Raw genomic sequence first — 23804 nt, 5'->3', positions numbered from 1 at the left:
TTGTGCCACGCGTTACAGATTCAGCAAATGCTTAAGCTTTTCGCGCAGGCGCTCGGTAATGGCCGGCAGCATTTCGGCAATCAGCTGATCGACCAGCATGTCTTTCTGTGACTGGGTCAGGGTTTTGCCCATGCCAGCCAGTGTCTGCTGCGCGCGGGCCTGCTTCTGCTCCATCACTTTCTGCATGGTGCGGTGCGCTTCTTCGGCGCTGTGCTGGGCGGCTTCGCGTTCCTGCGCCAGACGATCAAGAATGGCCTGTGGCAGGAAAGGGTTGGACGACGCTGGCTTGCCGGCCGCCGGTTTACTGGACGCGCTGGTGTCAGCGGCCTGTGCCGAGGCATCGGTAACGCTTGCGGTTGCGTCGGCGGCGACTGTGTTTGTGTTTGTTGCAGCGCTTGTTGCAGGCGGCGTTGTCTGCACAGCCGCAGCGGCTTCCTGTACCGCACTGGCTTTGGCGGCGCTGATTTCTTTGGCCGCACTTTCTTTCGCTGCTTCGACCGCCAGACGGGCAGCCTGCACAGCGGCAATGGCTTCCGCCACCGGGTGCGGATTGTCGCTGCCTGAAGCGGACTCTGCGCTGGTCACCGGGCGTGCGCGGTTGACCGGCAGCTGCGTGACTTTGGCGCTGCGCGGTACGGCTTTCAGCACCGGGATGTCGTCGGTGTTGAACAGATCATCCAGCACCGGGATATCGTCCATCGGGTCCAGAACGGGAATGTCACGTCCGTGCGCCACGTTCTCACCGGCGGCGTCGTCGAGCACGCGCTGGAGGTTTTCCAGTTCGCGCAGCAGATCGCCGGGAGAGTCGTTGTGATTGTCAGGGGTCATTAACGCAATCTCATATCGTGGTTGTTGATCGGGTAACCCCGGTCTTTCAGATATTTGTAGTGATTACGAGTGTAGTCCAGTACCTGATCCTGCTGGACCACAATACTGATAAAACGCTGAAACCGGCCAAAGAAGCCCGGCAGCTGCGCGCTGAGGTTCAGAATCACGTCGTGGTGATGCCCCGGATGGTCGTGCCAGCCGATGCTGACCGGGCATTCGCCGGGGGCATCGTCGGCTGTGATCAGCGCATGCGGGATAAAGGCATCGTCACGGAAGGTCCACAGCAGATCGTCCAGCGCACGGGCGCTGGCCTCGTCGTCGGTCTGGATCAGGACGCGGTTACCGCGGCTGAAAGCTTTCTCGGCCAAACGGCAGGCGAACTGAGCGCGTTCGTCGTGGGTCTGGGCAGCAAGGATATAAAAGTCGACCTGCGTCATGCGGTTTCAGTGCAGCAGTGTAATCGGGCCAATCATGCTATTCCTGTGCTTCGGGCTTAGCAATCGGCTGTGGGCCGAACTGGTGCAGTGCAATATCGATTGTGACGGTCAGTTCACAAAGTTGCTGCAAACGGGTCAGCACCTCGTTACGCACTTTCCAGCGGTGGGGTGTCATCATCAAGAGATCCATAATCTGTTGATTTGACGTGAGTTTTGCCTTGTATTTCAGATTCTGCTCGCCGTTGCAGACGAAGCCGTGGGCGGCCATGGTCGGGCGTGGATCGAGCGGATTGATCTTCACTTCGTCGTAAATCAGTTCGCGCAATTCGAGCAAATGGCTGCCGCCGGTATTCAGCAGGACCACCTGACCGGCGGGTTTCAGCACGCGGGCGAAGCCTTCCGGCATCAGGTTGGTAAAAAGACAGGTAATCAGATCGAGCGAGTGGGGCGCAAACGGCAGTTTGCCACCAGAGGCGACCAGCCAGTCGATGTCATGGCTGCGCCGTGCTGCACGTTTGACCGCGTCTTTGGAGATGTCGACGCCATACAGGCTGTGTTCCAGCTGATGGTCGGCCAGTACTTCCTGCAGGCGCTGGGTGTAATAGCCTTCGCCGCAGCCGACGTCGGCAATCTGCAGTGGCAGGTTGCTGGCCAGCGCGTTTTCCAGCACCCACTGATTGAGCATGTCGGAAATCGGGCGGTAGAGGTGGCTGTCGAGCAGGCGCTGGCGGGCGTCCACCATGTCCATGGTGTCGCCGGGCGCTTTCGATTTCTTGTGCTGGGCGACCAGCAGATTCAGGTATCCCTGACGGGCTTTGTCGTAGGAATGACCCGCTTCACAGCGCCAGTTGGTGCCCGACGCTGTGAGCAGCTGCCCGCAGACCGGGCAGGCAATCACTTTATTCACGGTGTTTCTCAGGCCAGCAGCAGTTCGAGGATGCGTTCGTAGATCGCGGTCAGGGTGTCGAGGTCGGCGGCGACAATGTGCTCATCCACTTTATGGATAGTGGCGTTGACCGGGCCGAGTTCCAGCACCTGAGCGCCGGTTGGCGCAATAAAGCGACCGTCGGAGGTGCCACCGGCGGTGGACAGTTCGGTGTCCAGACCCGTCACTTCACGGATCGCTTGCACAGACGCTGCGACCAGTTCGCCACGGGCGGTCAGGAACGGCTCGCCGCTTAATGCCCAGTCGATGCTGTATTCGAGACCGTGCTTGTCCAGAATCGCGTGGGTGCGTTGTTTCAGAATGTCGGCGGTCAGTTCGGTGGAGAAACGGAAGTTGAACACCACTTCCATGTCGCCCGGAATCACGTTGGTGGCACCGGTACCGGCTTTGATGTTGGAAATCTGGAAGCTGGTGGCCGGGAAGAAATCGTTGCCGTTGTCCCACACTTCGGCGGCCAGTTCGGCCAGCGCAGGCGCGGCCTGATGCACCGGGTTGCGCGCCAGATGCGGGTAGGCCACGTGACCCTGAATGCCTTTGACTTTCATTACCGCGCCCAGCGAGCCGCGACGCCCGTTTTTCACCACGTCGCCTACTTTGTTGGTGCTGGACGGTTCGCCGACGATGCACATGGTGATTTTTTCGTTACGCGCTTCCAGGGTTTCCACCACTTTCACGGTACCGTTTTTCGCCGGGCCTTCTTCGTCGGAGGTGATCAGAAAGGCGATGGAGCCTTTGTGATCCGGGTGTTTCTTCACGAAATTCTCAACCGCCACCACCATGGCCGCCAGCGAGCCTTTCATGTCGGCCGCGCCACGGCCGTACAGCAGGCCGTCGACGATTTTCGGCAGAAACGGTTCATGTTCCCAGTTGGCTTCCGGGCCGGTTGGCACCACGTCGGTGTGGCCGGCGAAGCACACCACAGGCGCTTCATTGCCACGGCGGGACCAGAAATTGTCGACCTCTTCAAAGCGCAGCGGCTCGTTGCTAAAGCCGGCGCCGGCCAGACGTTCCATCATCAGCTGCTGGCAGCCGTCGTCTTCCGGGGTAACCGAGCGGCGGGCGATAAGGTCAAAGGCCAGTTGCAGAGTGGGCGTCATGGGAATTCCTGAAGATTGAAGGTGGAACGGAAAAGCCGCGCATCATAGCAAAACGCGGCTTTTGCGTCAGGCCCGAGTCTCAGTCCCGGTCACAGCTCCTGGTCACAGCTTTAACCACACCCGTTTACACCCCCAGCAGGCTTATTGCTTCGGCTGGCGCGGACGCACGTAAACCGGGTAGGGGTAGTAGCTGTTGATGCCCATGTAATAGTGCACCTGCACGTCGTCGGATTGCTTGGGCCACAGGTACAGACCGTCACCATCGACCGTGATAAACCGGTACGGATGCTCGCCTATGGTGCCTTCTTCGGCGCCGGCGACTTTACCGCGCACACTCAGCAGGCGGCCGCTGGCGTAGATTTCCGGATCAAGGAACTGATTGAACGCCACGCGGAAACGACCGGCGGAGGCGTCTTTGTCGGAACGCGGACGCCCCGAGGCGAACAGCGGCAGTTGCAGCACTTCCACCACCGAGTGACTGGCTTTGTTGGTCACCGACACAATGGCGCCACCCAGCACCACGGTCTGCCCGGTGAGCTGGTCGGTGTCGCGCTGCACTGTGGTAAAGGCGGGCAGCTGCTCCGGCGCCGGCACTTCGATGGCTTTCGGGTACGAGGCGCAGCCGCTCAGCAGACTCAGGGTGACAACGGCCAGACCGGTGGGGATCAGGGTATTCAGAAGATTTCGTGTGAACATCGGCATTCTCCATCGCCATAACAGCCACTGCGACCAGTGTGACGGTAAAAGGTTGCAGATGAAAACCTCTGGGGTCAGACATTTACACTGGCAAAAGCGATGGCTACCATAGCCGGCTTTTTACAGCCGACCCGGCCGCATCCGGGTCAGACAGAAGGTATACACATGAACCAGCCCCTGACCCTGGAAGAACTGAAGCAGGTTATGGCCGAAGCCGATCTGCTCAAGACCGAAGCCGACGTAGAAGCCGCACTGGACAAGCTGGCCCAGGAAATCACCGCCCGCATCAGCGAAAGCCTGCCTGTGGTGTACGGCATTATGAACGGTGGTCTGGTGATGGCCGGCCGTCTGCTGACCAAACTGAATTTCCCGCTGGAACAGGGTTACATGCACGCCACCCGTTACCGTGGCGAAACCACCGGCAGTACCGATCTGCAGTGGCAGGCGCCACCGTCAGTGCCGATGGCCGGCCGTACCGTGCTGATTCTGGACGACATCTTCGACGAGGGTAACACCCTGGCCGAAGTCGTTAAGGCCTGTCATGCGCAGGGCGCTAAAGAGGTGCTGACCGCCGTGCTGGTGAACAAGGTACACGACCGCAAGAACACCGAACTCAAGATCGACTTTATCGGCATGGATGTCGAAGACCGCTATGTATTCGGCTGTGGCATGGACTACCGTGGTTTCTGGCGCAACGCCGCCGGTATCTACGCCGTTAAAGGTCTGTAACGGCCTGTAGTCAGTTATAAAGAGGCACCTTCGGGTGCCTTTTTCGTATATTGACGCTGTCCTGATGCGACTAAACTCAGTCTAATTGACTGACGTTGTGCGGACATCATGAACGTTGATTTCATCAACCCCTTTGTCGAAACCATCAACAACATTCTGGCTACCATGGCCTCCATGAGTTGCGAGTACGGCCAGCCTTACCTGAAAGCCGATGCGCATCCGCTGGGTGTGGTCACCGGCGTGATTCCCATGTCAGGTGAAACGGTGCGAGGCTCGCTGGCCATCAGCTTTTCCGCCGGCGCCATCATCTGCATCAGTACCAATATGCTCGGCGAAGAAGTGAAAGAGGTCGACGATACCTGCCGCGACCTGACCGGTGAGCTGACTAACATGCTGTCTGGCGGTGCGCGCAAACTGCTGTGGGAGAAAGGCTACGACTTTGAAATGGCCAAGCCCGGTATTCTCAGCGGCGACGCCGACGTCACCCACGACGCCGAAGGCCCGGTGATCGTCATTCCCTTTGTCACTAAGGCCGGTCCTTTCTTCATTGAGGTGGCGCTGAGCAACAAACTGCAGCGCGCCGAACTGCATCACTGACCGCCTTTTATTTCTTTTTATCCCCCGCGTTTAATGCCGCTCTCAACGCCGCTTATATGACCGCCGTTGCGCGTCTGCTGCTGTGGCCGGGCATTGCCCTCCAGCGGCTCATGCTGCGGCATGACTTTTGTCCGATTAATCCATTCATGCTGCCAGTGAGTTGCGGAAACGGCCCAAAAGGGCGGTTGTCAGCCTGATATAAAGGGGTAATATGACGGTTCGTCAAAAAACGACGGATCGTCAAAAATGATGTTTTCCCTGATTCTGAACCGCGTCCGGCACTGGCTGCAGCCGCTGCTGAACACCACTCCTGACTGGCCCGAAAGTCACGCCTTGCTGGCGTCGGGTGTGGCGCCTGGACCTTATCCGGTTGTGGGGGCTGATCCGGATCAGCGCCCGGCAAACCTGATGCTGATGACCGACAAGTCGGCACGCGGTGTGTTTGGTCTGCGCTTTGGTCCGGCGTCGTGCCCGATTAAAAAGAGCAAGGCCGAAAAGCTGGCTGAGCGCGAAAAAGAACTGCTCGATCTGGCCGAGCAGCTGATCAATCAGGACGGCTTTGCCGCCTTCACCATGGATCGTCTGGTCGCCGCCTCCGGTTACTCCAAAGGCACGCTCTACAACCATTTCAGCAGCAAAGAAGACTGCCTGGCCGGTCTGTGCATCCGCGGCATGAGCCTGATGGAACACCTGTTTCAGCGAGCCGCTACCTTTGACGGCAATGCCCGCGAACGGGTGCTGGCCCTGCATTACGCCGATCAGCTGTACGCGCGCCTGCAACCAACGCTGTCATTGGCGGTGTTATCCGCACGCACGCCGGCCTTTGCCGAAAAAATTTCCGCCGAACGCGATGCGCTGATGCAGGAAACCGACTGCCGCGTCACCGGCATGGTGGACGAGGTGTTCCGTCAGGCGCTGCACACCGGTGATTTACCGCAGCGCGACGATATTCCGGTCGAGGCCATGACCTTTATCTGCTGGGCGCAGGCGTTCGGTACCGGCGCCTTGCTGGGCACGGCCCGTGATCTGACCGCCGTCAGCCGCATCGCCAGCATGAATATTCCGCTGCTCAGCGCCAATGTGGTGCTCGACGGCTTCGGCTTTAAACCGCTGTCCGACGACTGGGATTACGCCGCCAGCTGGGAGCGCATCGGGCAGACCTGTTTCAGTGCTGAGCTGGCCGTACTGGCAGCACAGCCGGATGTCTTTGCAGTACCCAACCCATAACAACAATAACGACAACTCACGTGCAGACTAAGGAAGGAAAGATGAAAGCGATATGGCTCAATCTGGTGCTGCGGCACCCGTGGAAAATGCTCGCGCTGCTGCTGGTCATTGCCTTTGCGGCAGCGGCCGGTGGTCAGAATCTGTATTTCCGTGGCGATTACAAAGTGTTTTTCGACAAGCACTTTCAGCCGCTGGAAGATTTCGAAGAAATGCAGCGTATCTTCAATAAAAACGACAACGTGTCTGTGCTGGTGGTGCCGAAAAGCCGCACTGTGTTCGAGCCGCAGACGCTGAGTTTATTGGCGGAACTCACCACCAACGCCTGGCAGATGCCATTTTCGACCCGTGTTGATTCGATCGTGAATTTCCAGCACACCTGGGCCGACGGCGATGACATGGTGGTGGAAGATCTGGTGCAGCAACCGGACGCATTAACCGCCGCGGATATTGACCGTATCCGTCAGGTGGCGCTAAGCGAACCGAATCTGGCCGGCGGTCTGGTGGCCGAAGACGGCAGCGCGGCGGTGGTGAACATCACAGTGCAGATTCCGGATTCCACCAACAATACGGTGGAAGTGATGCAGGTGGTTGACGCGGTAAAAGCCATGACCGACAAACTGTCGGAACGCTATCCGGATGTAGCGTTTTATCACACCGGTGTTGTGCCCATGAATTACGCCTTCGCCACCGAAGGCCAGAAAGACATGGCCACGCTGGTGCCGGCCATGCTCGGTTTAATTGTACTCATGCTGGCGGTGATGATGCGCAGCGTGCTGTCGATGGCTGCCACTGTGGTGGTGCTGGTTCTGACCATCGCCGTGACCATGGGCGTCGGCGGTTGGCTGGGCTATTTTCTGTCGACCGGCACCATCAACGTGCCGATTGTGGTGATGACGCTGGCCGTCGCCGACTGTGTGCATTTAATTGCCTCGATGCAGTTCGCCATGCGCCAGGGAAAATCCCGTCGTGAAGCCCTCGAATTTGCCCTCGATCTGAATTTAATGCCGGTGTTTATCACCAGTGCGACAACCGCCGTGGGCTTTATGACACTGATGCTGTCGGAGTCGCCGGTGCTGGCCGATTTCGGTGAATTAAGCGCCATTGGTGTGATGATCGCCTTTACGCTGGCGGTCACCTTATTGCCTGTGCTGCTGGCGATTTTGCCGATCCGTATGCAGGCCGCACCTGAACATCATGGCAGCATGGAAAAACTCGGTAACTGGGTCATTGCAAAACGCCATGTGCTGCTGCCGGTCACCAGTGTGCTGATGCTGGCCATCGGGTCGCTGGTGACGCTCAACGTCATCAACGATGAGTCGACCAAATATTTCGCCAAAGGTACGCATTTCCGCGATTCGGTGGATGCACTGGAAGAGCATATTTCCGGTACCCAGACCATCGACTGGGCCCTGTATTCCGGTGAAGAGCAGGGCGTTAACAGTCCGGAATTTATTGCTCATGTTGAAGCCTTTGCTGAGTGGCTGCGCGCCCAACCGGAAGTGGATCATGTAAACACCATTTCCGATACCTTTAAGCGCCTGAATAAAAATATGCACGGCGACGACGAGGCCTATTACCGCATTCCGCAAGACCGCGAATTAGCCGCGCAATATCTGCTGCTGTATGAAATGTCACTGCCGTACGGTCTGGATCTGAATAATCAGTTAAACGTCGATAAATCGTCCACCCGTCTGACCAGTACGCTGAAAAACATCGGCAGCCGCGAAACGGTGGCACTGGAACAGCGTGCCCGCGCCTGGTTCAGCGAGCAGGCTCCGGACATCCGTCTGGCGGCGGCCAGTCCGGGTCTGATGTTCTCGCATATCGGTGAAACCAATATGGACAGCATGATCATCAGCATGATCGCCGCACTGGTGCTGATTTCCGCCTTGCTGGTGCTTGCCCTGCGCTCACTGCGTCTGGGCGCCATCAGTTTACTGCCGAATTTAGGACCGGCGCTGGTGGGCTTTGGTGTCTGGGGTGTGATTTCCGGTGAAATTAATCTGGGACTGTCGATTGTGGCGTCAATGACGCTGGGTATTATCGTCGATGACACCGTGCATTTTCTGGCTAAATACAAACGCGCCCGTGACGAAGGCAAAGACGCGGAAGCCGCCGTGCGCTACGCCTTTTCCAGTGTCGGCCGTGCGCTGCTGATCACCACCGTGGTGCTGGTGCTGGGCTTCTCTATGCTGGCGTTCTCGGCGTTCCGTCTGAACTCCGATATGGGTCTGGCTACGGCGCTGATTATTTTTATCGCTCTGCTGGTGGATTTTTTCTTCCTGCCGGCCTTTTTGCTCAAGCTCGATCACAACAAGGTTTGCCACACTAAGGCAGCCAACGACGACAATAAAAATCCCTCTGCTGTGACAGGAGAAGTTGCATGAAACGTCGCATGAATCCGGTTATTTCTTTGCTGCTGAGTGCCGCGCTGGCCGTGCCTCTGATGAACGTGGCGGTGGCCGATGAAGCCGCCGACCGGGGTCTGGAAATCGCCCGTGACCGCAAACAGCGGGACGAGGGCTGGGGCACCAGCGAAGCTCAGCTGACCATGACCCTGCGCAATGCGCAGGGCGAAGAAAGCGTGCGTCAGATCCGCACCCGTTCGCTCGAAGTGAAAGACGACGGTGATAAAGGCCTGACCATTTTCGACGAGCCGAAAGACGTGAAGGGAACGTCCTTCCTGAATTTTTCTCACATCGCCAAACCCGATGATCAGTGGCTGTATATGCCGGCGCTGAAGCGCGTGAAGCGCATTGCGTCGCGCAATAAATCCGGCCCGTTTATGGGCAGTGAATTTGCGTACGAGGACATGAGTTCGTTCGAGCTGGAGAAATACAGTTTCCGTTATCTGCGCGACGAAATGGTCGACGGCACAGACAGCTACGTTCTTGAACAGACACCGCTGGATGAATTCTCGGGCTACACCAAGCAAGTGGTATGGCTCGACAAAGAACACCTGCGTGGTCTGAAAATTGAATTTTACGACCGCAAGCAAAGCCTGCTGAAAACCCTGACGCTGGGCGATTATCAGCTGTACAAAGACAAATACTGGCGTGCCCATACCGCCACCATGGTGAATCATCAGACCGGTAAAAGCACGGTGCTGAAAACCCTGCAGCTGACCTTTGATACCGGCCTGACCGACGCCGACTTTAACGAAACCACGCTGATGAGGGCGCGCTGATGATGAGACCGGGTAAACGCCTTGTGCTGCTGCCCGGTGCTCTGTTATCGGCCTGTGCACTGGCGGACGGCTTTGTGCCCGATACCAGTGTGCAGCTCGGGCTTGAGCACCGGGAATTTCTGCAACAGGCGCAACGCGACGAGCAGAGCGACCGTTCGTCGTCCGTCTGGCTGGAACCGGAACTGGTGTGGGACGTGGCGGACAATCAGCGTCTGACCTTTAAGCCGTTTTACCGTTACGACTCGGTTGATGACGAACGGACCCACGGCGATGTGCGTGAGTTGCTGTGGCAGGGCTGGGGCAGCAGCTGGGAAGTACGCGCCGGTATCGGTAAGGTATTCTGGGGCGTGACCGAATCGCTGCATCTGGTGGATGTGATCAACCAGACCGATCAGGTCGAAGCGCCGGACGGCGAAGACAAGCTGGGTCAGCCTATGCTGCACGGCATCTGGTTACATCCGCTCGGCACCCTCGAAGCGTTTGTCCTGCCGGGCTTCCGCGAGCGCACCTTTGCCGGGCCGGAAGGGCGTCTGTCGACACCGCTGACGGTTTTGGACGATGCACTCTATGAATCGTCCGATGACGATCAGCACATCGACTATGCCCTGCGCTGGAGCCGCTCGTTTGAGGTCAGTGAATGGCCGCTGGATGTCAGTGCCGCCTGGTTTTCCGGAACCGACCGCGACCCGGTACTGCTGCCAACCGCCGGTCTGGTGGATGGCCTGCCGGGCATTGTTGGTCTGAGCGCGTTTTATCCGCAGGTCGATCAGCTCGGCATTACCCTGCAGAGCACGGTCGACAGCTGGCTGTGGAAGCTGGAAACCCTGCACCGCGATTACAGCGCCAAAGCCGCGCTCACCGCGCAGAACGCCGGTGTCACCACCCTCGACGATTACTGGGCGGCGGTGGGCGGCTTTGAATACACGCTGACCGGCCCCTTTGCTGAATGCTGCGATTCGGCGCTGGATGTTGGCCTGCTGCTGGAATACCAGTACGACGAACGCGGTAAAGGGGCTGCCTTCGCGCAGAACGACGTATTCGCCGGTACCCGGCTGGCGTTCAACGACATGGACTCCAGCGAGATTCTGGCGGGCGTCGTGCAGGATCTGGACTTCAGCAACAGCCGCTCGGTGAAGGTTGAGGCCAGCACACGCCTGACCGAACAGTCGACCCTGAACCTGAACCTGTGGTGGTTTATGGCCGATGACCAAGCCGATCCGGCGTATGCCCTGCGAGCCGACGACTACGCCGAACTCAGCTGGAACTGGTTTTTCTGATCCCTTACCTCATGTGCATTTCGGGGAGCCTTCGGGTTCCCCTTTTTTATGCCGCAGGGCAGGTAGCCGGCGTTTTGGCACACACTTGATCAAATAAGAATCACTTGCAGTAAAGATCCGTAAACCTTGGTTTTCTTCCGTCAGCAGGGCACCTATGATTCAGGGAATTGACTCATTGGAGAAACCGAGTGCCCAGCTGCAGAACGACGATCTGGTTGACGCTCATTGCTGTAACCCTGAGCGGATGCAGCATGGTCAGTCCGGTCGAACGGCCGGATCTGGCATTACCCGCAACACTCGGGCAGGGAAGTGCCGCTACCGCACAGCAGGCGCCGGTCGCGAGTGACTGGTGGACCCGCTTTTCCGACCCTTCCTTAAACGCCCTTATTAACGCCGGACTGGAACAGAATTTCAGCCTGCAGGCTTCCTGGGCCCGGCTGGCGCAGAGCCGTGCGCTGTGGCGTCAGGCCGGCGCTGATCAATACCCCGATCTTAATCTGTCGTTGAGCAAAAACCGCAAATGGCAGGAAGACGTGACCAGCGGCAGCTGGAGTGCGGGACTGTCGACGGAATACGAGCTGGATTTCTGGGGCCGGGTGTCGGCGCTGGACGACAAGGCACGTCTGGCGGCGCTGTCGTCGGCGGCCTCGGTGCGTACTCAGGCCAATACCGTGGCCGCGCAGATCGCCCTTAACTGGTACGGCCTTATCATGGCGCAGGACAATCTGCAGCTGCTCGCCAGTCAGCAGAAGCGCCTGAGCGAATCGCTGGCGGTGACTCAGGGACGCTTTCAGCGCGGTCAGGTCAGCATCAGCGACGTCTGGCAGCAGCAACAGCAGCTGGAAGCCAATCAGGCCGAGCGCATTGCCGCCGAAGCCAGCCGCGACGGTTACCGCCAGCAGCTGGCCCTGTGGACCGGCAATGCTGCCGGATTTGATCTGAGCGCCGACAGCATAACCACGCAGGTGCTGCCCGAGCTGAACGTCAGCAATGAGGCCGTTGCCGTGTCCGTGCTCGGCGAGCGTCCGGACGTGCAGGCGGCATGGCTGGAGGTGGAGGCCGCTAATGCCGGCCTCGCTGCTGCCATTGCCAACCGTTACCCGCGGCTGACGCTGACGGCGTCTTACAGCGGCAGCGATGAAGACCTGAGTCAGGTGTTCGACAACTGGGTTGCCAATCTGGCCGGCTCACTGGTGTTGCCTCTGATCGACGGTGGCAACCGGCGTGCGGCGGTGGCGCAGAACCGCGCTGTGCTGGACGAAGCGCTGGCCGCTTATCAGCAGACCTTGCTCGAAGCGGCGCTGGAAGTGCAGCAGGCACTGCTGGATGAAAAAGAAGCCGCCGCCAGTCTCGACAGCCTCAATCGTCAGCTGGAGCTGGCGCGCAAAACCGAAGCCTTTCAGGACAACCGTTACCGCAAAGGCGTGGGCGATTTTCTGTCTCTGCTCAATGCCCGCGAAAGTGTCCTGAGTCTGGAACAGAAGGTGCTCAGCGCCCGCTGGACTCAGGTACAGGCACGTATCCAATTATTCCGCGCCGTCAGTCACGGCGATTTTTTGCATAAGGAACCGTCTGCATGATCGCCGCAGAACACAAACCGAGTGGGCCTTTCGTCTGGTTGCTGATCCTCGCCATTTTGCTGGCCGGTGGTGCGGCAGCCTGGGCCATTGTTTATTCCGCACCGAAACCCCAGCGCGTGAAGCCGCCGGTGCAGGCGCGCCTTGTGGATGTGGCACCGCTGACGCAGGAAGCCTCCCGCCCGTACTGGCTGACCGGTGGCGCCGCGATGGCCGCCGATTCTGTGAGTCTGGCGGCTCAGGTGGCCGGCCGGGTGGCCTGGGTGAATCCGCAGGCGGTTCCCGGTGCAGCGCTGGCGCGTGGCACTGTGCTGGCTCGTTTGGAAAGCGCCGATTTTGAAGTGCAGGTGGCGCAGGCCGAGGCGGCACTGGTGCAGGCCCGCTCGGAACTGGCGATCGAAAAGGGCCAGAGCAAACTGGCGGAAGAAGAATACGCCATCGCTGCCAGCCGTCTGAGCGACGAAGAGCGTGCGCTGGTACTGCGCAAGCCGCAGCTGGCGGCAGCGCAGGCAGCGGTCAGTGTGGCGGAAGCCAATCTGCGTCAGGCCCGTCTGGAGCAGGCGCGCAGTGAACTGAAAATGCCGTTCGACGGCCGCATCAGCCAACGTGCGGTGAGTGTCGGCAGTTACATCACAGCCAGCACCGCCGCCTTCGAGCTGGTCGGTACCGAGCGCGTGTGGATTGAGGTGAAAGTGCCGCGCAATTTCCTGCCCTGGCTCGACGCCTCTGCCATGGCGACCTTGTCGGTGGCACAGGGCGAGCGTCAGGCGCGCATTCTGAATGTGCTGCCGGATGTGGCCGATGCCGACCGTCAGGCGCGGGTGATGCTGGAGCTGGCCGACCCGATGGCCGCCGGTCAGACGCCGGTGCTGGTGAACGACTACGTCGATGTCCGCCTGCCGGGACGCAGCATTGCCGCCACTGTGATTGAAAGCCGTCTGCTCAATGACGACGGCTCAGTGTGGGTGGTGAACGACAGCAAGCTGTACCGCCGCCAGCCTGAGGTGATTTTCCGTGGCCGCGAAAAAGTCTGGCTGGGCAGTGGCCTGCAAGACGGTGACCAGCTGTTGCTCAACCGCATCGACAGCGTGACTGAAGGCCTGCTGGTCCGTACCCGCGGGAGTGCTGACAGTGAGGCCGCGAACAGTGAAGCAGCGGCGAATGAAGCCGCGGGTAGTAAAGCTTCTGGCAGCGGAGCTGAGTCATGAGTCTGCGCTACACAGGCCCGCTGGCCTGGATGGCCCGCCATGGCGTTGCGCCCAATCTGCTGATGGCGTTTCTGATCGTCGGCGGCTTTCTGATGTCGCTCAGCATCCGTAAAGAATTCATTCCGACCTACGAAGCCGACAGCGTGGAAGTGTCGGTCAGTTACCCGGGGGCCACACCCACCGAAATGGTGCAGGGCGTGGTGCTGCCAATCGAAAACGAACTGGCCGATGTTGACGGCATTAAAGAAATTACCGTGCGCGCGGTGCAGGGTTCAGCCTCGGTGCTGGCGGAACTGGAAACCGGTACCGACCGGCAGAAGGCGTATCAGGATATTCAGCAGGCGGTCGACGGTATTTCGACCTTCCCGGCGCAGATGGATACCCCGCGGGTAAAAATTTCGAGCCGCGCCATCGACGTGATCGAGCTGGCCCTGTTCGGCCCGCTCGATAAATTCGGTCTGAAGCGTCTGGCCGAGCAGGTGAAAGAACAGCTGCTGGAATCGCCACAGATCACCAAGGTGTCGCTGCGCGGTGCTCCGGACGAAGAAATTCACGTGTCCATCAGCCAGCAGGACCTGAAACGCTACGGCCTGACGCTGGCGCAGGTTGCCACCATCATCGGTGACAACGCGCTGGAACAGAGTGCCGGCAGCGTGAAAACCGACGGCGGCGATATTCTGGTGACCCTCAACGACCGCATGTACTGGGCGCGGGAATTCCGCGACATTCCGCTGATCTCCGATGCTTCGGGCGTGCGTTTGCGTCTGGGCGATGTGGCACAGGTGGTGGACGGTTTCAGCGACAGCTACGACGAGGTGACGTACAACGGTCAGACCTCGATGCGCATGAAAATTTACCGCGCTGAAAATCAGACGCCATTGACCGTGGTCGAAGCGGTGTACGACCGTCTTGATGCTATCCGCGCGGAACTGCCGCCGGGCATGCAGCTGATCGTCACCGACGACGATGGTGAAACCTATCGCCAGCGCGTCGGCCTGCTGATGAAGAACGCCATTATCGGTCTGGTGCTGGTGATGGTGCTGCTCAGTCTGTTCCTTGAATACCGGCTTGCGTTCTGGGTGACCATGGGCATTCCCACCGCATTTATGGGGGCGCTGCTGTTGCTGCCGGCCATGGATGTGTCGATCAACATGATTTCCATGTTCGCCTTTATCGTTGCCCTCGGCATTGTGGTCGACGACGCCATCATTGCCGGTGAAAACATTTACGAGCACATGCAGAAAGGCATGCCGGCCATGGACGCTGCGATTCAGGGCGCCAAGGAAGTGGCCATGCCACTGGCCTTCGCCATTCTTACCAACGTCGCCGCGTTTCTGCCCTTGCTGGCGCTGCCCGGCATGATGGGCAAGCTTTTTATCGCCATTCCGATTGTGGTGGTGAGCTGCTTCCTGATTTCCTGGATTGAAGCCCTGTTTATTCTGCCGACGCATCTGGGCGCACTGAAAAAACGCCAGTCGCAGACAGCGGCCGACCGTTTGCAGCAACGGGTCGACAAGGGCTTGCACCGCTTTATTCAGGAACGTTATCTGCCGGTGCTGGATGCCGGTCTGAAGGCGCCGGGCATCACGCTGGCGGTGGCCATTGCCATCGCCATGATGGTGCTGGCTTGGCCGATCAGCGGGCGCATGGGCTTCAGCATGTTCCCGCGTCTGGAGGGCGAATTTGCCGTCGCCACCGTCGAGCTGCCGCCCAATGCTCCGCTGAGTCAGGCGCGTGCGGTGCGCGAACTGGTGGAAACCAAACTGCGCGAGGTCACCGACCCGGTGGAAGCGCAGGGCCGGCCGCTGGTGATCAGCGTGCAGGGCGACATTGAAGGCACCACGGTCGAAGTTGAAGCCCGTCTGGTGGACACCGAAATCCGCCCGGTCAGCGCCAATGAAATCGTGAAGCGCTGGCGTGCGGCACTGGGCGATATTCCCGGTATCCGCAGCTTAACCTTCGACGCCGAGCGGGGCGGCGGTCCGTCCGGCGGTGCCGGTCTGACCGTGGAGCTGGCCGGCTCCAATACTGAGCTGCTGGCGCAGGCCAGTGCCGAGCTGGCGCGCAATATGGCCGAGCTGTCGGGCGTGAAAGACGTGGCCTCAAGTTTCACCAACGGCAAACCCCAGTGGGATGTGGTGATCAACGATTACGGCCGCAGTTTGGGCTTAAGCGCCGACGATGTATCGGCTCAGGTGCGGGCGGCGCTGTACGGCTCCCGCGCGCTGCGCCAGCAACGTGAGCGCAACGAAGTGACGGTGCTGGTGCGTCTGCCAGCCGAGGAGCGGGCTTTTGCTGCTGACATTGAGCGGCTGAACATCCGCACGGCCGCCGGTGGTTACGTGCCGCTGGCGGAAGTCGCGACACTGGAGCGCGGTCTGTCGCCGGCGGTAATTACCCGCCGCGACGGCAAGCAGGTGATTCAGGTCACCGCCGAAGTGGAGCCGCGTGAGCAGGTGCCAGCGGTGATGGCGGTGCTCAGGGAAGAAATTTTCCCGGAACTGAGCGGGGTGTACCCGTCGCTCGATTTCGGCTTCCGTGGCCGGCAGGCGGATACCGCCGACAGCATGAGCACACTGCAGCTGTACGGTTTCTTCGCCATGCTGTCGATCTACGTGCTGCTGGCGATTCCGTTCCGCTCCTACAGTCAGCCGCTGCTGATCATGATGGTGATTCCGTTCGGTGCGGTGGGGGCCATCATCGGCCATCTGCTGCTGGGCTACAGTCTGTCGATCATGTCCATCATGGGCATAGTAGCGCTGGCCGGTGTGGTGGTGAACGACAGTCTGATTCTGATCGATTACGCCAACCGCCGCCGTCTGGAAGCCGGGCTGTCGGCGTTGGAGGCGGTGCGTGAAGCGGGTGTACGCCGTTTTCGCCCGATTCTGCTGACCACGCTCACCACCTTCGGCGGTCTGGCGCCTATGGTGTTCGAGACCTCCCGTCAGGCGCAGTTCATTACGCCGATGGCGGTGTCGCTGGGCTTCGGCATTCTGTTCACCACCTTTGTCTGCCTGCTGGTGTTGCCGTCGCTGTATGTGATGCTGGACAACGCCCGCCGTCATCTGGGGCTTACCCATTCCGACGAGCAGGGTTCACACGGCGCTGGTTCACAGGGGGCTGGTTCACAAGGCGCCGGCGCATAAGAGACGGGTGCAGGCGGCTGTTCGTCAGGCACCCTGTGTGTACTTTGATTTTAAGTTGCTCTGCTGCCGGCTGACACCTTTGTCAGCCGGCGAAGCCGGGCATAAGCCCGGCGCGGGCGCTTTGACCTGAAATTGTCGCCTCAGACTGGTATAGTGCGCCGCTTTCAGAATCCTAGGAACGTCGCCCAATGCTGTTGCTGCGCGAATTCATGCAGACCTTTTCTCCCAACATCAAAAACGATGTGCTCTCCGGCCTGACGGTCGCTCTTGCTCTGGTACCCGAAGCGGTGGCCTTTGCCTTTGTTGCCGGCGTGCATCCGCTGACCGGCCTCTACGCGGCCTTTATGGTGGGCCTGATCACCGCACTGATTGGCGGACGTCCGGGCATGATTTCCGGTGCGGCCGGTGCGCTGGCGGTGGTGATGGTGTCACTGGTGGCCGAAGCCGAACGCGATTTCGGCGCCGGTTCCGGGCCTCAGTATCTGTTTGCGGCCGTTATTCTGATGGGGGTGATTCAGATCACCGCCGGCGCTTTCCGTCTGGGCAAGTTTATCCGCATCGTGCCGTACCCTGTGATGCTGGGCTTTGTGAACGGTCTGGCGATTGTGATTTTTCTGGCTCAGTTGCCGCAATTGCAGTCGCATACGCCGGTGGGCAAGTGGGGCTGGACCGAGGGCGACTGGCTGGCCGGCACAGAACTGTATCTGATGCTCGGCCTGATCGCCGCCACCATGTTCATCACCTTCTACCTGCCGAAGCTGACCAAAGCCATTCCGTCGGCGCTGGCTGGTATTCTGGTGGTCAGTCTGGCGGCGTGGGGCCTGCAGCTCGACACCAAAACCGTTGGCGACATGGCCAGCATTGCCGGTGGTCTGCCGGTGTTTAACGTGCCGCTGGTGCCGTTCACGCTGGATACCCTGTGGTTCATTCTGCCGTACTCGGTGATTTTCGCCGCCATTGGTCTGATCGAATCCCTGCTGACCGTGACTGTGGTCGATGAAATGACCAACACCCGTGGCCGTGGTAACAAAGAATGCGTGGCGCAGGGCACGGCCAACGTCGTGACTGGTTTCTTCGGTGGTATGGGCGGTTGCGCCATGATCGGCCAGAGTATGATCAACGTGTCGTCCAACGGCCGTGGCCGTTTGTCCGGCATCGCGGCGGCGCTGTTTCTGCTGAGTTTTATCCTGTTCGCCAGCTCGCTGATTGAGCAGATTCCGATTGCCGCGCTGGTGGGTGTGATGTTCATGGTGGTGATCGGCACCTTTGAGTGGTCGAGCTTCCGTATTTTGCGCAAAGTACCCAAGCACGATGCTTTCGTACTGGTGCTGGTATCAGGCGTTACGGTACTGACCGATCTGGCGGTGGCCGTGGTGGTAGGTGTGATTGTGTCGGCGCTGGTCTTTGCCTGGCAGCACGCCAAACACATCAGTGCCCGCACCCGTGAAGACAGCGAACGCAAAATCTACGACCTGTACGGCCCGCTGTTTTTTGGTTCGGTGGCCAATTTCAAAGAATTGTTTGCACCCGAAACCGACCCTCAGGTCGTGGTCATTGATTTCCGCAATTCACGCGTGGCCGACCATTCGGCACTGGAAGCCATCGACAGTATTGCCGAACGCTATGTGGCACTGGGCAAAGAACTGCATCTGCTGCATTTAAGTGAAGAATGCCGTCGTATGCTGAAAAAGGCGGGCAATCTGTGCGATGTTAACGTGATTGAAGATCCGGAATACCGCATGGCACTGGACGAACTGGCCTGAACAGCCGGGCGGTTTAACAGCGCGGTTCCTTGCTTACGCAACGCATAAAAAAAAACCGGCAGCCGCCGGTTTTTTTATGTCGCTCAGATCACCCGTGCTCAGAATGCCGGGCTGATTTATTGGACTGGTTTACTGGGCCGGTTTATTGGGCTGGTTTATTGGACATTGCTTTCTTCGGTAATTTTCGGGATCACCATGCGGAAGGCGGCGCCCTGATCCGCTTCTTCTACCTGAATTTCCCCTTTCAGACGCTGATGCACAATGTTGTACACCAGATGCATGCCAAGCCCGGTGCCGCCCTGACCGCGCTTGGTGGTGTAGAAGGGCTCAAAGATTTTGTGCTTGGCTTCGGCGCTTAAACCACAGCCGTTATCCGTATAGCGGATAACAATATTGCCTTTTTCTTCGGCCGCCTGAATACGGATTAAGCCTTCTTTGGTGTGCTCGAAGGCGTGCACCAGCGAGTTCATCACCAGATTGGTGACCACCTGACTGATGGAGCCGGCGAAGGTTTCCATCCACAGATTTTCGGAGCAGTCGATCTCGACCTTGTGCTGCGTCTGTTTGAATTTCGGTGACAGGGTTTCCATGATTTCGTGCAGATAATCGTGCAGCGAAAAGCGGCGGATGTGCTCGCCGGTCTGGTCTTCGGATACCTGTTTAAAGCTCTTGATCAGATGCGCCGCCCGCTGCAGGTTTTTATCCAGAATGCCGAGGCTTTCGTCCATCATGCCCATGAAGTCAACGAAATCCTGCTTGCGCATGCCGCCGCCGTCGAAGGCACGTTTCATCACCTGATAATTGTCGTTGATGTACGAGTGGATGGTGATGCACAGGCCGAGCGGGGTGTTAATTTCGTGGGCGATACCAGCCACCATGCCGCCCAGCGACGACAGTTTTTCGGCCTCAATCAGTTTGCCCTGGGTGGCGTGCAGTTCGGCCAGCGTCTGGTTTAATTCATCCACGGTTTTCTGCAGATTATGCGTGCGTTCCTTAACCCGGTCTTCCAGTTCAAGGTTGATGGTTTTCAGTTGCTGCTGAGCCTGGGTTTTCTGTTCCAGCTGATCAATCATCTGCTCGCTCAGGGCGTTGAACGCCTGAATCAGCAGATCAATTTCGTCTTTGTCTTTACCGGTACTGATCGCCAGCGGCGAGTACTGGTTGCTGCTCAGACGGTCGTTCACCTGCGCGGCCATTTCCGAAATACGGCGGTTAATCAGAGTGTGTACCACCACACCAAGCATACTGGCCAACAGCAACAAACTGACCAGCTGGGCAATCATGGTCGAGATGGCCGCACGCGAGGCCTTGGCGATCACTGCGTCGCGGTCGAAGGCAATTTCCAGTACGCCAATGGGTTTGCCGTTGAATTCAATCGGCAGGGTTTCGATGTCGGAGTGATGGGGGCGGGTGCCCACTTCAATATTGATGTTCAGGTTATCGGTCACCCGCACGTAGCTGATGGCCTCAAGGTTCATGATGCCTTTCACCTGACTCTGAATCTGAATTTCGTCGTAAAACCACAGGCTGGAGCCTAAGGATTCGGAATAGCCGACGCGGATATCTTCCAGACGTTCGCGGAAGGCCTCTGTCTGCTGCTCGTAGTTCCACACCACCAGAGCGGCGGATACGACGATGGACAGGGCGATGGACGCAGTGGCGAAGTAAAAAATAACCCGCCAGAGAATGGAGTGCCGGACGGTCTGTGGTGTCAGGGTTTCAGCTGTGTCGTTGGTCTGATCCATAGTCGTTCCGGTTGTGTTCCTGTAATACAGACAGAGGTAACGGTTTTCAGTCTAGCAGACACATGCTGTTACGTAATGCCCGTCGGCAGGTAAAAGGGCAGGGTAAAAAAAGGCCCGCTTACGCGGGCCAAAGGGTGGACTCTTGCCGGCCTGAATAATCAGGCGGCGTGTTGTTTGCGGAAGGCGGCAAAGTACAGCAGCGGGATGATCACCAGTGTCAGCAGGGTAGACACCAGAATGCCGAAGATCAGCGAGATCGCCAGACCATTGAAGATCGGGTCGTCGAGAATAAAGAAGGCGCCGATCATGGCCGCCACGGCGGTCAGGGCAATCGGGCGGGCACGCACCGCCGCCGACACAATCACGGCATCGGCAAAGCGCATGCCTTCGGCGGTCAGCTGATTGATAAAGTCGACCAGCAGAATCGAGTTACGCACGATGATCCCCGCCAGCGCGATCATGCCGATCATCGAGGTGGCGGTGAACTGCGCGCCAAACAGCGCATGGCCCGGCATAACCCCGATCACGGTCAGCGGAATCGGCGCCATGATGATCAGGGGGACCAGATACGAGCGGAACTGACCAACAACCAGCAGATAAATCAGGATCATGCCCACGCCATAGGCGATGCCCATGTCGCGGAAGGTTTCGTAGGTGATCTGCCACTCGCCGTCCCATTTCATGCTGATGTCATCGGCCAGTGCTGGCTGCTGAATGAACCATTGCTCCCAGTTCAGGCCCTGATCCGGCATGCCGAAGGCGATGCTGAACAGGCCGTACAGCGGGCTGTCGAGGTCGCCGGCCATATCCGCGGTGACGAACACCACAGGCTGCAGGTTTTTGTGGTAAATGGATTTCTCGGCAATGCCTTTGCGTACCCGCACCAGATCGGCCAGTGCGATGAACTTGCCATCGGCGGCACGCACTTTCATCACCAGCAGCTGGTTCAGATCGACCTTGTTGCCTTCCGCCAGTTCCAGACGGATCGGCAGCGGGTATTTGTTGTGCTCTGTGTGCAGGTAGCTCACATCTTCACCACCCAGAGCGGTATTGATGGCCTGTACAATGCTGCTTTGGGCGACGCCCAGCATGGAGGCGCGCTGGCGGTCGATATCGAGCAGCCATTTTTCCTGATCGGCTTCCACGTAATCGTCAACGTCGACAATGTCGGGGGTTTTCTCAAACAGCGCCCGCAGTTGCTTGGCGGCGGCGATCTGGCGCTCGTAATCCGGGCCATACACTTCGGCCACAATCGGCGCCATGACCGGTGGGCCCGGCGGCACTTCGATGACTTTGACGTTGGCGTTCAGCGCGCGGCCAATGGTCTGCAGCGGTTCGCGTACCGACAGGGCGATGTCGTGGCTCTGGCGGTCACGTTGGTGTTTGTCGACCAGATTCACCTGAATGTCGCCCTGATTGGCTTCACCGCGCAGGTAATACTGGCGCACCAGACCGTTGAAGTTGATCGGCGCGGCGGTGCCGGCGTAGAGCTGCACATCCTTGATTTCCGGTACCTTCATCAGTTCGTCGGACAGTTCTTCCAGTACGCGCAGGGTATCTTCCACCGGCGTGCCTTCCGGCATATCCACCACCACCTGAAACTCCGACTTGTTGTCGAACGGCAGCATTTTCAGCACAACCAGTTCCAGTGCCGGCAGGGCCACCGACAGGACCACCAGACCAGTCACACCGGCGAACAGCAGCACGCGTTTTTTACCGGCCTGGGCACCGTCAATGAAGGGACGCATCACGCGGTTGAACAGGTCATACAGCTTGCCGGATTTCGGGTCGGCTTCGTCACAGGCGTGAGCGGCATCCGGCGCATGGTGATTGAGCAGCTTGTACGACAGCCATGGCGTTACCACAAAAGCGACCGCCAGCGAGATCAGCATGCCGGTGGAGGCGTTGATCGGAATCGGGCTCATGTAAGGGCCCATCAGGCCGGTTACGAAGGCCATTGGCATCAGCGCCGCGATCACGGTGAAGGTCGCCAGAATGGTCGGGCCGCCGACCTCGTCGACCGCCGCCGGAATCACGTCCAGCAGCTTTTTGCCGCCCATGTGCATGTGCCGGTGGATGTTTTCCACCACCACAATGGCGTCGTCAACCAGAATGCCGATGGAGAAAATCAGGGCGAACAGCGATACGCGGTTGAGGGTAAATCCCCAGGCCCAGCTGGCGAACAGGGTAATGGCCAGCGTGATGAAAATAGCACCACCGACGATGATGGCTTCGCGCCAGCTCATGGTCGCCAGCACCAGTACCACCACAGCTGCGGTGGCGAACAGCAGCTTGCCGATCAGCTTGTCGGACTTGTCTTTGGCGGTAATGCCGTAGTCGCGGGTGATGTCGGCGGATACGCCGTCCGGAATCAGTCGGTTATGCAGTTTTTCCAGACGCTCGCCGATGGCCTGAGTAATGTCGATGGCGTTCATGCCCGGTTGTTTGGCAATGGCCAGTGTCACCGCCGGCGCTGTGTGGCTGTCGCCCAGTTTACGGGTGAAGACCGCTTGCTCCGGAGTATCGGGTTGCTGGCGCAGCTCAGCGATATCACTCAGATAGACCAGACCGTTTTTGCTTTTGCCAACGATCAGCTGGCTAACTTCGCCCAGATTCTGCAGGAAGTTACCGGCCTGAATCTGAATCACCTGATTGTTCTGCACCAGCGGCTGGCGGTAGCCGCCGGCGTTGGCACTGAGCAGGGCGTTGCGGACATCATCGAAGGCCAGGCCGTGACCGTTCATGCGTGCCGGATCCAGTTCCACTTCAACCACCTGATGGTGGCCACCGATGGTGTAGATGTCGCGGGTGCCGGGAATGCGCTTCAGCTCTACTTCCAGTGCGTGGGCAACCTGAGTCAGCTGCGCAGCGGTCACGTTTTCGTTCTGCGCAGACAGGGTAATGGCCATGATCGGCACATCGTCGATGCCCATGGGCTTAATAACGGGTTCTGTTACGCCCAGATTGGCCGGGAACCAGTCTTTGTTGCTGTAGACTTGGTTGTACAGGTTGAGGATGGCTTCCTCGCGCGGAATGCCCACCTCAAAGGCGACAGTCAGCACCGCCTGTCCGGGCTGGCTGATGGAGAAAATATCGTCCACGCCTTTGATCTCCGACAGCACCTGCTCGGCCGGAATGGCAACCAGCTGTTCAACCTCGCGCGCACTGGCGCCGGGAAAGCCGATGAAGACGTTGGCAAAGGTGACGTCGATCTGAGGTTCCTCCTCTTTCGGCGTGACCATGATGGCGAAGAAGCCCAGCAGCAGGCCGACTAACGCCAGCAGAGGTGTGATGGCCGAGTTCTGAAACGCCCCGGCGATTTTTCCGGAAATGCCCAGCGACAT

The 23804-nt window shown here is 59.0% G+C and carries 17 protein-coding genes; 10 read left to right on the top strand and 7 right to left on the bottom strand.

Annotated features, from left to right (window positions below):
• Positions 1 to 12: 12 nt before the first annotated feature.
• The 5 genes from ACQUQU_RS08455 to ACQUQU_RS08435 all read right to left on the bottom strand — a co-directional run bounded on the left by ACQUQU_RS08455 (position 13) and on the right by ACQUQU_RS08435 (position 4004).
• Positions 13 to 828, bottom strand: coding sequence for a hypothetical protein (locus tag ACQUQU_RS08455; RefSeq protein ID WP_430462806.1), 816 nt, complete (start codon positions 826 to 828; stop codon positions 13 to 15).
• Positions 828 to 1265 (bottom strand): DNA polymerase III subunit chi, encoded by a 438-nt coding sequence (locus ACQUQU_RS08450; protein WP_430462805.1) that lies wholly within the window; start codon positions 1263 to 1265, stop codon positions 828 to 830. Before ACQUQU_RS08450 ends, ACQUQU_RS08455 begins: the two co-directional genes overlap by 1 nt.
• A 37-nt stretch (positions 1266 to 1302) precedes the next feature.
• Positions 1303 to 2172: a putative RNA methyltransferase gene (locus ACQUQU_RS08445; RefSeq protein ID WP_430462804.1), complete on the bottom strand. Its 870-nt coding sequence runs from the start codon at positions 2170 to 2172 to the stop codon at positions 1303 to 1305.
• 8 nt (positions 2173 to 2180) lie between these two features.
• Complete coding sequence (gene dapE, locus ACQUQU_RS08440) at positions 2181 to 3308, bottom strand: succinyl-diaminopimelate desuccinylase (protein WP_430462803.1); 1128 nt, start codon at positions 3306 to 3308, stop codon at positions 2181 to 2183.
• A 141-nt stretch (positions 3309 to 3449) separates the two neighbouring features.
• Positions 3450 to 4004, bottom strand: coding sequence for a Slp family lipoprotein (locus tag ACQUQU_RS08435; RefSeq protein WP_430462802.1), 555 nt, complete (start codon positions 4002 to 4004; stop codon positions 3450 to 3452).
• A gap of 165 nt (positions 4005 to 4169) precedes the next feature.
• Here ACQUQU_RS08435 and ACQUQU_RS08430 point away from each other — a divergent pair, with 165 nt between their 5' ends.
• From ACQUQU_RS08430 to ACQUQU_RS08385, 10 genes are all read left to right on the top strand, one after another.
• Positions 4170 to 4733 (top strand): hypoxanthine-guanine phosphoribosyltransferase, encoded by a 564-nt coding sequence (locus ACQUQU_RS08430; RefSeq protein WP_430462801.1) that lies wholly within the window; start codon positions 4170 to 4172, stop codon positions 4731 to 4733.
• 108 nt (positions 4734 to 4841) lie between these two features.
• On the top strand, positions 4842 to 5330 hold the full coding sequence (locus ACQUQU_RS08425; protein ID WP_430462800.1) for a chemotaxis protein CheX: 489 nt from the start codon (positions 4842 to 4844) through the stop codon (positions 5328 to 5330).
• 246 nt (positions 5331 to 5576) lie between these two features.
• Positions 5577 to 6557 carry a TetR/AcrR family transcriptional regulator gene (locus tag ACQUQU_RS08420; RefSeq protein WP_430462799.1) on the top strand — a complete coding sequence of 327 codons (981 nt, stop codon included), beginning with the start codon at positions 5577 to 5579 and terminating at the stop codon, positions 6555 to 6557.
• A gap of 41 nt (positions 6558 to 6598) precedes the next feature.
• The gene (locus tag ACQUQU_RS08415; protein ID WP_430462798.1) at positions 6599 to 8944 is read left to right on the top strand and encodes an efflux RND transporter permease subunit; all 2346 of its coding nucleotides are present in this window, start codon (positions 6599 to 6601) and stop codon (positions 8942 to 8944) included.
• A complete protein-coding gene (locus ACQUQU_RS08410) occupies positions 8941 to 9744 on the top strand; it encodes an outer membrane lipoprotein-sorting protein (protein ID WP_430462797.1) in 804 nt (267 codons plus the stop codon). The genes ACQUQU_RS08415 and ACQUQU_RS08410 overlap by 4 nt, the downstream gene beginning before the upstream one ends.
• Positions 9744 to 11021, top strand: a complete 1278-nt coding sequence (locus ACQUQU_RS08405; protein WP_430462796.1) for a hypothetical protein — start codon at positions 9744 to 9746, stop codon at positions 11019 to 11021. Before ACQUQU_RS08410 ends, ACQUQU_RS08405 begins: the two co-directional genes overlap by 1 nt.
• 251 nt (positions 11022 to 11272) lie before the next feature.
• Positions 11273 to 12601: an efflux transporter outer membrane subunit gene (locus ACQUQU_RS08400; RefSeq protein ID WP_430462795.1), complete on the top strand. Its 1329-nt coding sequence runs from the start codon at positions 11273 to 11275 to the stop codon at positions 12599 to 12601.
• Entirely contained in the window at positions 12598 to 13806 is a 1209-nt protein-coding gene (locus ACQUQU_RS08395; protein WP_430462794.1) for an efflux RND transporter periplasmic adaptor subunit, read from the top strand. Before ACQUQU_RS08400 ends, ACQUQU_RS08395 begins: the two co-directional genes overlap by 4 nt.
• Positions 13803 to 16952 carry an efflux RND transporter permease subunit gene (locus tag ACQUQU_RS08390; protein ID WP_430462793.1) on the top strand — a complete coding sequence of 1050 codons (3150 nt, stop codon included), beginning with the start codon at positions 13803 to 13805 and terminating at the stop codon, positions 16950 to 16952. The genes ACQUQU_RS08395 and ACQUQU_RS08390 overlap by 4 nt, the downstream gene beginning before the upstream one ends.
• Positions 16953 to 17140: 188 nt before the next feature.
• Positions 17141 to 18715, top strand: a complete 1575-nt coding sequence (locus ACQUQU_RS08385) for a SulP family inorganic anion transporter (RefSeq protein ID WP_430462792.1) — start codon at positions 17141 to 17143, stop codon at positions 18713 to 18715.
• Between the two features lie 155 nt (positions 18716 to 18870).
• On the opposite strand, the gene ACQUQU_RS08380 is transcribed toward ACQUQU_RS08385, so the two are convergent.
• The gene (locus ACQUQU_RS08380; RefSeq protein WP_430462791.1) at positions 18871 to 20460 is read right to left on the bottom strand and encodes an ATP-binding protein; all 1590 of its coding nucleotides are present in this window, start codon (positions 20458 to 20460) and stop codon (positions 18871 to 18873) included.
• Positions 20461 to 20618: 158 nt separating this feature from the next.
• Positions 20619 to 23804, bottom strand: a complete 3186-nt coding sequence (locus ACQUQU_RS08375) for an efflux RND transporter permease subunit (RefSeq protein ID WP_430462790.1) — start codon at positions 23802 to 23804, stop codon at positions 20619 to 20621.

Source organism: Thalassolituus sp. LLYu03 (genome assembly GCF_050507655.1).
In the GTDB taxonomy this organism is placed as follows: Bacteria; Pseudomonadota; Gammaproteobacteria; order Pseudomonadales; family Oceanobacteraceae; genus Venatoribacter.
The sequence above is the reverse complement of the archived record's forward strand: the minus strand, read 5'-3'. Positions and strand labels throughout refer to the sequence as shown.

What these genes read in the sequence shown, in the direction of transcription:
- ACQUQU_RS08390 (WP_430462793.1), top strand. Translation starts at nt 13,803, where the DNA reads ATGAGTCTGCGCTACACAGGCCCGCTGGCCTGGATGGCCCGCCATGGC.
- ACQUQU_RS08380 (WP_430462791.1), bottom strand. Translation starts at nt 20,460, where the DNA reads ATGGATCAGACCAACGACACAGCTGAAACCCTGACACCACAGACCGTC.
- ACQUQU_RS08425 (WP_430462800.1), top strand. Translation starts at nt 4,842, where the DNA reads ATGAACGTTGATTTCATCAACCCCTTTGTCGAAACCATCAACAACATT.
- ACQUQU_RS08405 (WP_430462796.1), top strand. Translation starts at nt 9,744, where the DNA reads ATGATGAGACCGGGTAAACGCCTTGTGCTGCTGCCCGGTGCTCTGTTA.
- ACQUQU_RS08430 (WP_430462801.1), top strand. Translation starts at nt 4,170, where the DNA reads ATGAACCAGCCCCTGACCCTGGAAGAACTGAAGCAGGTTATGGCCGAA.
- ACQUQU_RS08410 (WP_430462797.1), top strand. Translation starts at nt 8,941, where the DNA reads ATGAAACGTCGCATGAATCCGGTTATTTCTTTGCTGCTGAGTGCCGCG.
- ACQUQU_RS08375 (WP_430462790.1), bottom strand. Translation starts at nt 23,804, where the DNA reads ATGTCGCTGGGCATTTCCGGAAAAATCGCCGGGGCGTTTCAGAACTCG.
- ACQUQU_RS08395 (WP_430462794.1), top strand. Translation starts at nt 12,598, where the DNA reads ATGATCGCCGCAGAACACAAACCGAGTGGGCCTTTCGTCTGGTTGCTG.
- ACQUQU_RS08385 (WP_430462792.1), top strand. Translation starts at nt 17,141, where the DNA reads ATGCTGTTGCTGCGCGAATTCATGCAGACCTTTTCTCCCAACATCAAA.
- ACQUQU_RS08400 (WP_430462795.1), top strand. Translation starts at nt 11,273, where the DNA reads ATGGTCAGTCCGGTCGAACGGCCGGATCTGGCATTACCCGCAACACTC.
- ACQUQU_RS08450 (WP_430462805.1), bottom strand. Translation starts at nt 1,265, where the DNA reads ATGACGCAGGTCGACTTTTATATCCTTGCTGCCCAGACCCACGACGAA.
- dapE (WP_430462803.1), bottom strand. Translation starts at nt 3,308, where the DNA reads ATGACGCCCACTCTGCAACTGGCCTTTGACCTTATCGCCCGCCGCTCG.
- ACQUQU_RS08415 (WP_430462798.1), top strand. Translation starts at nt 6,599, where the DNA reads ATGAAAGCGATATGGCTCAATCTGGTGCTGCGGCACCCGTGGAAAATG.
- ACQUQU_RS08420 (WP_430462799.1), top strand. Translation starts at nt 5,577, where the DNA reads ATGATGTTTTCCCTGATTCTGAACCGCGTCCGGCACTGGCTGCAGCCG.
- ACQUQU_RS08455 (WP_430462806.1), bottom strand. Translation starts at nt 828, where the DNA reads ATGACCCCTGACAATCACAACGACTCTCCCGGCGATCTGCTGCGCGAA.
- ACQUQU_RS08435 (WP_430462802.1), bottom strand. Translation starts at nt 4,004, where the DNA reads ATGTTCACACGAAATCTTCTGAATACCCTGATCCCCACCGGTCTGGCC.